Here is a 12,480-nt window from a genome sequence, read left to right on the forward strand (position 1 = left end):
CTATTAAAAAATTCCCTCTTTTTGTAAAAAAATATTTATTTCCCGAGGGCTTAATCAGCTCTTAAAAATACAAAAAGACAGCAATCGCTGTCTTTTTCATCATTCCTTTATCGCGTCTTCAAATGGCGCTGAATATAAACCCCTCGGCGCCAGCATATCCGTATCAGATTCACGGATTTCCCCGCCGTGAGTATATGGACCTGCTGGAAAAAAATCAAACAAATCACTTTCCTTATGTATGATCAAGAAATAATCGTATAAATCATCCATAAGTTCCTGATGTTCATCTATGTTCATGATTTCACCACATTCATCAATTTCAAAGTTTTCATTTATCGCATCCTGAAGTTCCTCATTATTTGAATACGCGATATAAAAATCGACATCACCGCACTCCATACATAGCAAGAGTTTTTCTTCTAGTGACTCTTCATAGGTTTTCAGAACGATTCCCTTTAAAATGGTATCAATCTTTCCAGTATTAGTCAGTTCAATTTTAGTCTGGAACATAAAACCCCTCCAATCAAATACAGGCATTAAAAAAGTAAACGCCATGTTTAACAAGCTTGCCCTTTAAATTTAAATGAAAATTTTTGGACACCTAAATCCAGTCGCCAAGTCCGTTCACTAACCGCGAGTTCAAGGGTTATTCATATAATCTTTCCGGATCCCACTTTTAATTAGGCAGGATTCCTCCGCTTCTTGTATATAATAAGTTTGCCCACATAATTAGAATGATAATCTCCTATAATACAAAGAAAAAGATGATTGGCAGAGTAATCAGGCTTAATGATGTACTTATGAACGTAGCACTTGATACGAATTCAGGCTCCGTGTTGAATTGGAGCGCATACATCGTAGTGTTGGCCGCCGTTGGCATGGCAGCTACGATGATCATGATATGCCTGACCATTTCACCCACTGGCAAGGCGAGAGATAACAGGAAGGCAATGGCCGGTGACACGGCAAGTTTAAGGACCAGCGAAACTGATAGCTTCCGATAGGCTATTTTTTTCAGCGAAATGTTGGCCAGCTGCATTCCCAGTGTAATCATTATTGTGGGGATCGCTGCATTTGCAACAAGGTTAATAGCTTCCATAACCGAATTGCTTAAAGGTATGTTAACGAACTGAAATACTGTACCGGCAATAGCTCCATAAACAATTGGCATTCGACATACTGCTTTAATCGCCGTTTGAACTCCGTTACCTTCCGGGCTGCCCTTTGCTGCGAAATAAATGCCGATCGTGCACATCACTAACTGCTGTCCCACCATAAGGATGATTGCATAATCGAGTCCTGCGGCTCCGAATAACAGGAAAATGACGGGTGTTCCGTAATTTCCGTTATTCATGAATGCCGATGCCAATATCATGCCGCTCGTCTCAGTGACTGTATAATTGCGAAAATAAGATATGATGTAGACCACCAGTATAAGAGAAAGACAAAGTACTATCGTGAATAAGAACAGGTAGAAATAATTAATCGTAAATTCTGCGGAATAAAAAGTCCTGAACACAAGAAAAGGTGACATTAAATATAATGCCATCGTGGAAATCGATTTTGTATCAAGTTTGAACTTTTTCTGACCGATGAACCCTAAAACAAAAATACCGAATATCGGTAAAAGAACTCCCAAAAACCCCATGCACATCACCTTCATAATCCCAATGATTTTCTTCTAACAATATCAGTTTTATTATTATTTGTAAAAAATCTTTTAAACCATTTTGCTTGCACGTCATATATTCTAACACAAACTGATTTTTCTTTATTTTCAGAAAATAATATTCCATTTTCCCATGCATATGGTATATTGTTTATTATATTTACGTTATTAAACGTAACATCAGTACTTTGGGTTATAAATATATATGAAGGGGTGTTTTTATTGGATGTAAAATTCATGGAGATGGCTGTTCAGCTTGCAAATGAAAATGTATTGGCGAAGAACGGAGGTCCTTTCGGTGCTATAATCGTAAAAGATGGCAATGTCGTAGGCAGAGGATGTAATAATGTGACAACGGCCAACGATCCTACTGCTCACGCCGAAGTACAGGCGATTCGTGACGCATGCAGGAACCTCGACAGCTTCCAGCTTACAGATTGTGAAATATACACTAGCTGCGAACCTTGCCCCATGTGCATCGGTGCTATTTATTGGGCACGTCCAAAAGCCATTTATTACGCATGCACTAAAGAAGACGCTGCAATTATTGGTTTTGATGATCACTTTATATACCAAGAACTTGCCCTGCCAATGGAAAATCGCAGAATTAAAATGAAACAATTGTCTTTTAATGATCATGATTTACCATTCCGAACATGGGAAACCAATACTGAAAAAGTGAAGTATTAACCGGATATATTTTGCCAAAGGGGTTACGAATATGAAAAAAAACTTGCTTAAAAGGAGAATTGACGTTGCAGCAGGAAGAACTCCAGCAGATAGCGTCATTAAAAACGGGCAAATCATAGATGTTTTCAATGGGGATATCTATACAGGCGACATTGCGATCGTCGATGGTTACTTTGCTGGAATTGGGCGTTATGAGGGTATTTCGGAAATCGATGCTGCAGGAAAATTCCTATGCCCTTCATTCATTGATGGCCATGTCCATATTGAATCATCGATGGTCAGGCCTTCTGAACTCGCAAAAATCCTACTTTTACATGGTGTGACCTGCATCGTTGCAGATCCTCATGAAATTGCCAATGTTTCTGGCAAAAAGGGCATGGAATATATGATTGAACAATCCGATGAACTTCCTTTTGACTTTTACTTCATGATGCCCTCTTGCGTACCTGCTACGGAGTTTGAGCATTCTGGTGCTGTCTTAAGAAGTGAAGATTTAAAATCATTTTATCAAAACCCGAGGGTGCTCGGTTTAGCCGAAGTCATGAATTTCCCTGCTGTTTCACATACGGAGGAGGATATGCTGCAAAAAATATACGATGCAAATAGACTAGGCAAAAGCATCGATGGCCATGCAGCCGGATTATCCGGACAACAGCTCGATGTTTATATGAGTGCAGGCATAAAAACGGATCATGAATGCACTACTGCGGAAGAGGCAAAAGAAAGACTGCGTAAAGGAATGTATCTTATGATCAGGGAAGGCACGGTTGCCAAAGACTTAATAAACCTGATTCCGGTTATTAACGAGAAGAACTCCCGCCGTTGTTTATTCGTCACCGATGACCGGCACCTAGATGATATTGCATCTGAAGGAAGTATCGATCACAACGTTCGACTTTCCATAGAAACAGGTGTCCCGCCAATTACCGCCATTCAAATGGCGACCATTAATGCAGCAGAATGCTTTGGTTTAAAGGAACATGGTGCAATTGCACCTGGATACAAGGCAGACTTCCTTCTATTGGATGATCTTGATTCTATCAACATCCACTCGGTCTTTAAAGATGGAAAGCTAATGGTTCATAATAATCATTTACTTAACTTTCCAGATGATAGGAAACAGGTTGTTGACGACGGGTTGAAGCACTCCGTTCATTTTCATGAAATAACCAAAGATGATTTGGCGATACCTTTTAAAAATGAGTTAGCTAATATTATTGAAATAACTCCAAACAGCTTGATTACAAAGCATGCGATTGAACCGGTCACACCTAATCATGATGGACTATTCCATTTCTCCGAACATGTTGATCATTTAAAACTAGCTGTAATTGAAAGGCATCATCTGACCAAACAATTAGGTCTTGGAATCGTCAAAGGGCTCGGGTTGAAATCAGGTGCAATTGCCACTACAGTAGCCCATGATTCACATAATTTGATCATTGCCGGAACGAATGATCAGGATATGCTGCTGGCAGCAACGGAAATCAAAAAAATGCAGGGTGGATTGACCGTAATCCAAAATGGGGAAATACTCGCTTCCCTTCCCCTTCCAATAGCTGGATTGATGAGTGAATGTAATTATATGGATGTGGTCCATTCATTGAAAAAAATCGATGAAGCCCTATTGAAACTCGGTGCTAACAGGCATTTCAACCCTTTTCTTACACTTGCATTCTTGGCGTTACCTGTCATCCCTGAAATCAAACTGACGGATCAGGGTTTATTTTCCGTTTCTGAGTTTAGGCATATACCCATCGAAGCCTCAAAGCCAGTCGATTAAATTTGACCCCCTAGTCGGGGTTTTTTCTTCGCACCAAAAACTTCTAAATAAAAAAAGGTTCCAACTCAACAGAATACGGGAAAAGGATATATGGGTATCATCTATGTTAAAATAAAAATAAACACAAATCTTTCTTGGAGGAGATAAATATGGTAAAACATGATCAACAGAACATTATTGGATACATAGGCACTTACACAAAAGGAAACAGCAAAGGTATTTACCGATTTACTTTAGATACAGCAAAAGGAAAACTCAGCACACCGGTTCTTGCAGCAGAATTGACCGATCCGACTTATGTCGCCATCAGCCAGGACAAAAAGAATCTCTACGCCATTTTAAAAGAATCGGGCAGTGGAGGAGTTTCAGCCTATTCGATTAATGAAGATTCAGGTGAGCTTACCTTCTTGGGCAAACAACTGACACCAAATGGCTCTTCCTGCCATATAAGTGTCGACAGCAAGAAACAGGTTTTGGTCACTTCCAGTTATGGAGAAGGCGTGATTGAATCATATCCGCTTCATGACGATGCGACCCCTTTGCCTGTATCATCAACTGTTCAACATGAAGGTCAAGGACCGAATGAAGAACGTCAGGAAAAAGCACACACTCACTTCGCTGGTTTCACACCAGATGAAAGGTTCATTGCTGCAGTCGACCTCGGGATAGATAAAGTAATAACCTATAAAATACATAGTGGGGTTTTGGAAGAAGTAAACAGCTTATCTGTTGCTCCCGGCAGCGGACCACGGCATCTGACTTTTCACCCAAACGGAAAATTTGCATATGTTATGGCAGAACTGGTACCAGAAGTCATTGTTTTGAGCTTCGATAGTCAAACTGGAAGTTTTTCTGAATTACAAACTGTTCGGACCGTCCCGGAAGATTTTAAGGAAAATAACCAAGGAAGCGCCATTCATATTTCTGATGACGGGCAATTCGTATATGCCGCAAACCGGGGACATGATAGTATTGCCGTTTACCAAATCAATCAAGAAACAGGCAAACTGGCATTCGTGGATCTGGTTTCTACCGAAGGTCATTGGCCACGTGATTTTTCATTGGATCCTAGCGGAAAATTCCTGATCGCTTCTAATGAACAATCAGGAAACCTGACACTATATGCACGGAATGAACATGACGGAAAATTAACATTATTGCAAAAGGATGTTCAAGTTCCCTTCCCTGTTTGCGTAAAATTCTTATAATCTTTAAAAAGAGGATTAAAGCTTGTACTACAGCTTCAATCCTCTTTTTAAGATTTTTCTTTAATTCCATATCTCCGCCATTTCGGGAAAATCTATATATGGGTTACGATTACCCTGCATTTCATGTATAGCCTGATTTCTATGTTTTTCATAAGTGCTGACGGGAAAAAGCCGATGCCATTCCAAAAGCAGCGCTAGGTCGATTTTGCCGCTATCGATGATTCCCTCATATCTGAGTAAAAAATACAAAGATGCCCTCGCCACGATTCCTTTTCCATATTCAGGCTCGAATTTACTTTCGTCTGATTTCCCGCAACCCGCTTTTATACCGGCAGCGGATCTTTCAGGGATATAATCCTCAAAATCATGGTATGGATAGTTACTACGGCTGCTATTACACGTTGGTTCACAGGCAAACAGATGATGCAAATCCCCCCTCATCGGTTCTTTTTTATCGAACCATGATTGAGGTACTACATGTTCACAATTAACGAGAGTGTTCTCCGAATTTGTTGATTCAATATCTCTTGACAACACTTCCAGTATACGGATATCTTCCTCAATCACTTGTACGGGATCCATCCCTTTACCGGAATACAGACTTTTCAGCTGGCCATTTTCCTGTAAGTCCACCCATGGGTAAACATGACGATGCGGTGAGTAGTTCAGCTGGTTTTTATGGGTTGCCACAAGTAGGTCCTTCAATCCTTCCCGGTCCAATGAACCATCTTTGTAGTATGCTAGCTTAAGTTCCTGATCTTTGGTTTCATCATAGTATTCGCGGTTATCATTGAAGTTGACTAGTGCAGCCATTGCCATTTCCCGTTCTTTTTCAAGTACTTCAAAACTATACTTCATCTACTCATCCCCCCGCTTCTATTAAAAACCTAACTTTTACCATAATTAAAGCTTAATAGAAATAGACCGAAAAAAAAAGGTGCTTTAGAAGTGTCTAACGAAGAATTTCAATAAAATGGGTAAGGATTTTCGCCGTCATTCCCCAGATTACCCGACCATTATATAAGTAAAAATATTCTTCCATCTGTTTCGGCTGCCATTTATAATTCTCCCCGCCAACGACTAAATCATGGGGGAAGTTTTCATGCGGTTCCACTTTATATTCCACATGGTAAATTTCTGGCGGTTTTTCCATGAAGAAGGATAGCGGGACCGTAAAAATGGTTTCCACCTCAGCTGGATTGGGTATTATCCGTTGATGGTTACGAACAAACCCTGCATAAGGATAGACGATCATCCCAAATGGAGATACCAAATAATCGATAGGAAAGACATTATCGATATCTTCTTTTCTCAAATTAAGTTCCTCATATGTTTCCCTTAAGGCCGCCGCCTGTTCATCATGGTCCAACTTGTCTATTTTCCCGCCCGGAAAACATATATCCCCCGGCTGCCTCCTCAGTTTGTGTGAACGTTCTTCGAAAAGTACATGAATTCCATCTTCTTTCTCTAGAAGCGGAACCAATACAGCATACTTTGAAAAATTCCCACTCCCTAAAATTTCAGGGATATGTAATGTTAGTTTTTTTGTTATATCTTCATTATTCATGTCCCTCACCTCTTCTGTCGGTTAATATTGAGTTTCTACTACTCCTTATCATTCCATTTTCGAACATCTGCTATAACTAAGCAAGGAAAACGATTCCAAAATATTGCCTTTGATTCTACTAGATTCCTTTTCCTCTTATTCTTCCTTGTCAAAGACAATAGCACCGTTCAAAGTTCTGAACGGTGCTAAAAATAAACGTATCAGTACCATTTAAAAAGCATAGTATGTGTATCAACAGGTACGCGCAAGAAATTAATTCAATATTCAGGTTTTTCTCCTTATTTTCATAGTTCAGCTAGCGTTCGCTTTACCGTCGTTATGATGAATGAAAAATCCTCTTCAGTTATACTAAGTGGGGGAGCAAGAGTCAGGACATTATTGAAACCTGCGACTGTATCACCATTTTTACCTATGATCAGCCCCTTTTCTTTACATGATGCAATCACTTTATTGATTTTGGAAAGTTCGATCGGTTGTTTTGTCAGTTTATCTTCCACTAGTTCAATCCCTACCAACATGCCTTTCCCTCGCACATCCCCAACATTGGGATGAGTTTTGATTTCTTCAAACTCTTGCAGAAAGCGTAGCCCTAACTCCTTAGACCGTTCTATAAGCTTTTCATTTTCATATATTTCAATATTCTTCAAAGCGACGGCACATGCAGCCGGATTGCCTCCAAATGTATTTACATGCCGAAAGCGGTCATATACGTCAGAACCAATATACGCTTCATAAATTTCACGTTTGACGGCTGTAGCGGATAATGGCAGATAAGCGCTCGTGATTCCTTTAGCCATTGTTACGATGTCTGGTTTTACATCATAGTTCATAAATCCGAATCTCTTACCAGTACGGCCAAACCCGCAAATGACCTCATCCGAAATGAGAAGGACACCATTTTTCTCACAAATTTCTTTGACACGTTTCATATAACCATCAGGTGGCATTAAAATTCCGCCCCCAGTGATGATTGGTTCCATGATGACCGCAGCCACCGTTTCGCTCAGCTCCCATGTAATGGTACGTTCAATTTCCGCTGCACTTTTTTCACCGCTTTCATACTCAGGATTTCTGTAAGAATCTGGCGGTGATACATGAAGAAATCCTGGGGCAAGCGGTTCATATTTATATTTTCGCTGCGCCTGCCCGGTAGCTGACAGGGCACCCATTGAATTGCCATGATAGCCGCGATAACGCGAAATGAATTTATAACGTCCATGTTCACCTTTTTGCTGATGATACTGCCGCGCAATTTTAAAGGCAGTCTCATTTGCTTCTGAACCGCTGTTAGAGAAGAAAATCACATAATCCCCACCAAGCCATTCATTTAATTTCTCTGCTAGCTTAATAGCCGGAATGTGGCTATTCGTTAAAGGGGCATAAGGAAGTTCCTTCAGTTGCTCGTAAGCTGCTTCAGCCAGTTCCGTGCGGCCATAGCCAACGTTGACACACCATAAACCTGACATCCCATCCAGGAATCGATTCCCATCAACATCCGTAATCCATGCTCCTTGCCCTTTTTTTATCACCATTGCCCCAGGGGTGGGATCAGCCCCTTTCATATGATGCCACACATATTTACCATCCATCGCTTTAAGATCCTGACCCTGTTTTTCAACCTGCATAAGCTACACTCCTCCTAAAAAGATGTATAAAGGAAGGCCGACCACAATTTGAGCCGACCCCCTTTTTCCTATCAGTATCTTGCCGTTAACATTTTCTTTCTAGTGTAAAATTCCACTCCGTCTTTCCCGTTGGCATGAAGGTCTCCATAAAATGAACTTTTATAGCCGGAAAATGGAAAGAATGCCATTGGCGCGGGTACCCCAAGATTAATGCCAAGCATCCCTGCATCAATTTCTTCGCGAAATTCCCTGATGGCTTTTGCACTATCCGTATAGAGGCAGGCACCATTGGCAAATTCGGATTGATTGGTCAATTCAATTGCTTCTTCAAGGGTATTGACCCGTACTATGGATAAGACAGGAGCAAAAATTTCATCCCTCCATATTTTCATGTTTGTTTTTACATGATCAAATAATGTCGGTCCAACATAATAGCCATTTTCCTGATCGCCTTCATTCCTGCCATCACGAAGGAGGACAGCTCCTTCTTTCTCCCCGATTTCAATATATTGTTCTGTTCTCTTTTTATGAGTATCACGAATCACAGGCCCCAAGAAAACGTCCTTATCCATTCCATTTCCTATCTTGATGTCATCCGCTGCAGCCTTTAATCTCTCAACGAGTGAATCTCCCACTTCTCCCACCGCAACAACCACTGACGCAGCCATGCAGCGCTCGCCTGCAGATCCGAAAGCGGCATTCGTAATGTTCGTTACCGCATTATCCAAATCCGCATCAGGCATGACGATTGAATGATTTTTCGCTCCTGATAAAGCCTGGACACGTTTTTTATTGGCAGCTGCCGTTCTGTATACATACTCTGCGACAGGCTGGGATCCAACAAATGATACCGCTTTAATGTCTTCATGTTCCAATATCCCATTCACGACATCATGGGCACCATGGACAATATTGACAACACCATCCGGAACACCGGCTTCTGTCAATAATTCCACAAGACGGTTGGCTAATAGCGGTGTCCGTTCTGAAGGTTTTAAGATAAACGTATTTCCACAAGCTATTGCCAGCGGGAACATCCAACATGGCACCATCATCGGGAAATTAAACGGCGTAATCCCTGCAACGACACCCATTGGATAACGATACATGCCAGATTCAATACCTGGGGAAATATCAGGAAGCTGGCTGCCCATCATCAAGGTAGGCGCACCTGCTGCGAACTCCACGCATTCAATCCCACGCTGAACCTCACCATATGCTTCTGTATAGCTTTTTCCATTTTCGATTGTGACCAGCTTAGCAAGCTCATCCCAGTGTTCTATCAATAATTGCTGATAACGGAATAAGAAGCGGGCTCTTTTTGGAACGGCGACTTTTTTCCATTCTTTATACGCCTTTTTAGCAACCTGCACCGCTTGGTTTACATCTTCCTTTGTTGAAAGGGGAACGATCGCCAAAGCTTCTCCTGTTGCTGGATTAGGCACTTGTTCATGTTTCGATGTTGTGGAATCCACCCATTTGCCACCGATATAATTTTTCAACGTTTTTACTTCATTTATTACTGCCATTAAAGAAACCCTCCATTTCAACACGATTTTATAGTTTCATTATATTTTTCAAACGGACTTTTTACATTAGACGTTTTGTATAGTTTTTGATTCAATATTTGCACATATTGTTCGTTTTTGATTTTCCAATATTCATTATAATCATGAACAGAAATTCCCGCTGTCAAAACCGATGTATTTTTCCTTATTTCTTCTTTAATCAGCAGACTTCAAAGCCATCATTTTATAATGGAATATAGCTTTAAGTCTTGATGCTTTCCCTTAACAAACATTCCTTTTCTTATGACTCCCTCAAAAGACATACCAGCCTTTTGCATGACCCGCTCTGAACCCAAATTTTCAACGAAGCACCTTGCTTGTATACGAACTAGGTTCATATTTTCAAAGCCAAAGGCGATTATTTTTTGCGCTGCCTCCGTCATCAAGCCACTCCCCCAATATTCGGGTGCAAGCACATACCCGATTTCTGCACTATGATGATCAACCTGCCATGAAACAAAATCAATAGTACCAATCAAATTACCACTTTCCTTGTGTTCTATGCCCCATGGAGCGATTTTCTTATCCTCATAATTTTGCTGGATAAATTTGATAAAATCTTTTGTGTCACTTAGGGAACGATGAGCTTCCCATGTAACGTAACGGGAAACTTCACTGTTGGATGCATAAGCGAACATGTCTTCAGCATCATTCATGGTGACTTTCCTCATGACCAAACGTTTTGATTCTATAATAGGCAGCTGTCCATATATGTCTTTCACGTTCATGAATACACCCCATTCCATTGATTATTAGTATTATAGCAAGATTTTTTTAAGCAATCGCTTACCCAATTGAAAGATTTTCGAAACTTACGTATAATTCAGAAAAATAGATACAGGAGGTTAGTTATGCCAAAAAGGAAACTCATAATAAGCCAAAATTTGAATGAGATCTTACTACAGAAAATTAAAGAATTGGTTCCCGAGTGGACGGTTATCACCGGAAGATCTCCGGAAGTATGGAGAGATCATATAGCCGATGCTGAAGTGATTGCAGGCTGGAAAGCGGAAATGTCTGTATCGATTGATGCAAGCAAAGTAAAGTGGATCCAGACATGGAGCGCCGGAGTGAATGCTTTACCCCTGGAAAATTTAGAACAAAAGAATGTTCAGATTACAACTGCAAACGGTGTTCATGCGTATCCCATTTCAGAGACTATTTTTGCGTTAATGCTTGCCTTAACAAGAAAAGTAGATACATATATTAAACAACAGCAGACAAAGACTTGGCATCACGCACATATGAAGCAGGAAATTCATGAAAAGACCATAGGAATCATCGGTGTCGGAAAAATCGGAAAGGAAACCGCAAAAATTGCCAAGGCTTTTGGCATGACCGTATTAGGAATGCGCCATTCCGATAAATCAGAAGAATTTGTCGATGAGATGTTCACACAAGAACATTTGAATGATCTTCTTCCTAGATGTGATTATATTGTCGTGACATTACCTTTGACCCCAGAAACAAGAAATATGTTCGGGAAAAAGGAATTCAGGTTAATGAAGCGCTCCGCTTTTTTCATTAATATTGGAAGGGGAAACCTCGTCATTCAAAACGAATTGATTCAAGTGCTTAAGGACAAAGATATTGCAGGTGCTGGTCTTGATGTGTTTGAAACTGAGCCACTTCCTGAGAATAGCCCATTATGGGAGCTGGACAATGTAATCATCACGCCGCACACATCCGGAAATACGGAATTTTACGACCAAAGGCTCATTCATGATATTTTCATGCCGAATTTAAAGAACTATCTAAATGGTAAAACACCTTCAACAAATTTACTTGATTACAAAAAGGGGTACTAAGAATGGTTCATTGAATGCGTACATAAATAATCTTCCCATGTTAGCTTGCAGATTCCGACATTATCTGTTATATTTAATAAGAATTATTTTTGTTCGGGAAGATTGATAAGTGAAAAACTTTTCGTCTAATGATTGAGCAAGGGTAGTAACACAATGTGTGGATTCACACTAGGAGGCAACAACAATGGAACAAGGTAAAGTAAAATGGTTTAACGCAGAAAAAGGATTTGGCTTCATCGAACGCGAAAACGGAGACGATGTATTCGTACATTTCTCAGCTATCCAAAGCGAAGGATTCAAATCATTAGACGAAGGTCAAGAAGTTACTTTTGAAGTTGAGCAAGGTCAACGTGGACCCCAAGCTACTAACGTTCAAAAAGCATAATTTTAAATACAATATATAACGGACCCTACTTGTAGGGTCTGTTTTTTTGATTAAAAAAGCAATCATAAAAAAACCCTATTCACGGGGAATAGGGAACATGAAACAAGTTTAGTAAATGGTAAACCCAGTATAACACACTAAGAATAGAAACCCTAATTTATCCGAAAAGTAAAAATT

Annotated in this window: 12 protein-coding genes; 5 read left to right on the forward strand and 7 right to left on the reverse strand. The window is 40.3% G+C overall.

Annotated elements, in window-relative coordinates; genetic code table 11:
• Positions 1-99: 99 nt before the first annotated feature.
• Both ABOA58_RS14465 and ABOA58_RS14470 read right to left on the reverse strand, forming a co-directional pair.
• A complete protein-coding gene (locus tag ABOA58_RS14465; protein ID WP_350298944.1) occupies positions 100-510 on the reverse strand; it encodes a hypothetical protein in 411 nt (136 codons plus the stop codon).
• 235 nt (positions 511-745) lie between these two features.
• Complete coding sequence (locus ABOA58_RS14470; protein ID WP_350298945.1) at positions 746-1,648, reverse strand: AEC family transporter; 903 nt, start codon at positions 1,646-1,648, stop codon at positions 746-748.
• Positions 1,649-1,906: 258 nt separating this feature from the next.
• Between ABOA58_RS14470 and ABOA58_RS14475 the strand changes: the two genes are divergently transcribed.
• The 3 genes from ABOA58_RS14475 (at position 1,907) to ABOA58_RS14485 (ending at position 5,350) form a co-directional block, all read left to right on the forward strand.
• Entirely contained in the window at positions 1,907-2,359 is a 453-nt protein-coding gene (locus tag ABOA58_RS14475; RefSeq protein WP_350302878.1) for a nucleoside deaminase, read from the forward strand.
• Between the two features lie 31 nt (positions 2,360-2,390).
• On the forward strand, positions 2,391-4,142 hold the full coding sequence (gene ade / locus ABOA58_RS14480) for an adenine deaminase (protein ID WP_350298946.1): 1,752 nt from the start codon (positions 2,391-2,393) through the stop codon (positions 4,140-4,142).
• Between the two features lie 149 nt (positions 4,143-4,291).
• Positions 4,292-5,350 (forward strand): lactonase family protein, encoded by a 1,059-nt coding sequence (locus ABOA58_RS14485; protein WP_350298947.1) that lies wholly within the window; start codon positions 4,292-4,294, stop codon positions 5,348-5,350.
• Positions 5,351-5,410: 60 nt separating this feature from the next.
• On the opposite strand, the gene ABOA58_RS14490 is transcribed toward ABOA58_RS14485, so the two are convergent.
• The 5 genes from ABOA58_RS14490 to ABOA58_RS14510 form a co-directional block, all read right to left on the reverse strand.
• Positions 5,411-6,208, reverse strand: coding sequence for an endonuclease I family protein (locus tag ABOA58_RS14490; protein ID WP_350298948.1), 798 nt, complete (start codon positions 6,206-6,208; stop codon positions 5,411-5,413).
• 94 nt (positions 6,209-6,302) lie between these two features.
• On the reverse strand, positions 6,303-6,917 hold the full coding sequence (locus ABOA58_RS14495) for an NUDIX hydrolase (protein ID WP_101225421.1): 615 nt from the start codon (positions 6,915-6,917) through the stop codon (positions 6,303-6,305).
• A 284-nt stretch (positions 6,918-7,201) separates the two neighbouring features.
• Positions 7,202-8,542, reverse strand: coding sequence for an aspartate aminotransferase family protein (locus ABOA58_RS14500; RefSeq protein ID WP_350298949.1), 1,341 nt, complete (start codon positions 8,540-8,542; stop codon positions 7,202-7,204).
• 71 nt (positions 8,543-8,613) lie between these two features.
• Complete coding sequence (locus ABOA58_RS14505) at positions 8,614-10,071, reverse strand: CoA-acylating methylmalonate-semialdehyde dehydrogenase (protein ID WP_350298950.1); 1,458 nt, start codon at positions 10,069-10,071, stop codon at positions 8,614-8,616.
• Between the two features lie 218 nt (positions 10,072-10,289).
• On the reverse strand, positions 10,290-10,838 hold the full coding sequence (locus ABOA58_RS14510; RefSeq protein WP_350298951.1) for a GNAT family N-acetyltransferase: 549 nt from the start codon (positions 10,836-10,838) through the stop codon (positions 10,290-10,292).
• 123 nt (positions 10,839-10,961) lie between these two features.
• On the opposite strand from ABOA58_RS14510, the gene ABOA58_RS14515 reads away from it, so the two are divergent.
• Positions 10,962-11,918, forward strand: coding sequence for a D-2-hydroxyacid dehydrogenase (locus ABOA58_RS14515; protein ID WP_350298952.1), 957 nt, complete (start codon positions 10,962-10,964; stop codon positions 11,916-11,918).
• Between the two features lie 184 nt (positions 11,919-12,102).
• Positions 12,103-12,303, forward strand: coding sequence for a cold-shock protein (locus ABOA58_RS14520; protein WP_029714163.1), 201 nt, complete (start codon positions 12,103-12,105; stop codon positions 12,301-12,303).
• The last annotated feature ends 177 nt before the right edge of the window (positions 12,304-12,480 follow it).

The organism is Peribacillus frigoritolerans, from assembly GCF_040250305.1.
In the GTDB taxonomy this organism is placed as follows: Bacteria; Bacillota; Bacilli; order Bacillales; family DSM-1321; genus Peribacillus.

Coding starts and splice junctions, on each gene's coding strand:
- ABOA58_RS14500 (WP_350298949.1), bottom strand. CDS start 8,542: ATGCAGGTTGAAAAACAGGGTCAGGATCTTAAAGCGATGGATGGTAAA.
- ABOA58_RS14515 (WP_350298952.1), top strand. CDS start 10,962: ATGCCAAAAAGGAAACTCATAATAAGCCAAAATTTGAATGAGATCTTA.
- ABOA58_RS14495 (WP_101225421.1), bottom strand. CDS start 6,917: ATGAATAATGAAGATATAACAAAAAAACTAACATTACATATCCCTGAA.
- ABOA58_RS14510 (WP_350298951.1), bottom strand. CDS start 10,838: ATGAACGTGAAAGACATATATGGACAGCTGCCTATTATAGAATCAAAA.
- ABOA58_RS14490 (WP_350298948.1), bottom strand. CDS start 6,208: ATGAAGTATAGTTTTGAAGTACTTGAAAAAGAACGGGAAATGGCAATG.
- ABOA58_RS14470 (WP_350298945.1), bottom strand. CDS start 1,648: ATGGGGTTTTTGGGAGTTCTTTTACCGATATTCGGTATTTTTGTTTTA.
- ABOA58_RS14485 (WP_350298947.1), top strand. CDS start 4,292: ATGGTAAAACATGATCAACAGAACATTATTGGATACATAGGCACTTAC.
- ABOA58_RS14520 (WP_029714163.1), top strand. CDS start 12,103: ATGGAACAAGGTAAAGTAAAATGGTTTAACGCAGAAAAAGGATTTGGC.
- ABOA58_RS14465 (WP_350298944.1), bottom strand. CDS start 510: ATGTTCCAGACTAAAATTGAACTGACTAATACTGGAAAGATTGATACC.
- ade (WP_350298946.1), top strand. CDS start 2,391: ATGAAAAAAAACTTGCTTAAAAGGAGAATTGACGTTGCAGCAGGAAGA.
- ABOA58_RS14475 (WP_350302878.1), top strand. CDS start 1,907: ATGGAGATGGCTGTTCAGCTTGCAAATGAAAATGTATTGGCGAAGAAC.
- ABOA58_RS14505 (WP_350298950.1), bottom strand. CDS start 10,071: ATGGCAGTAATAAATGAAGTAAAAACGTTGAAAAATTATATCGGTGGC.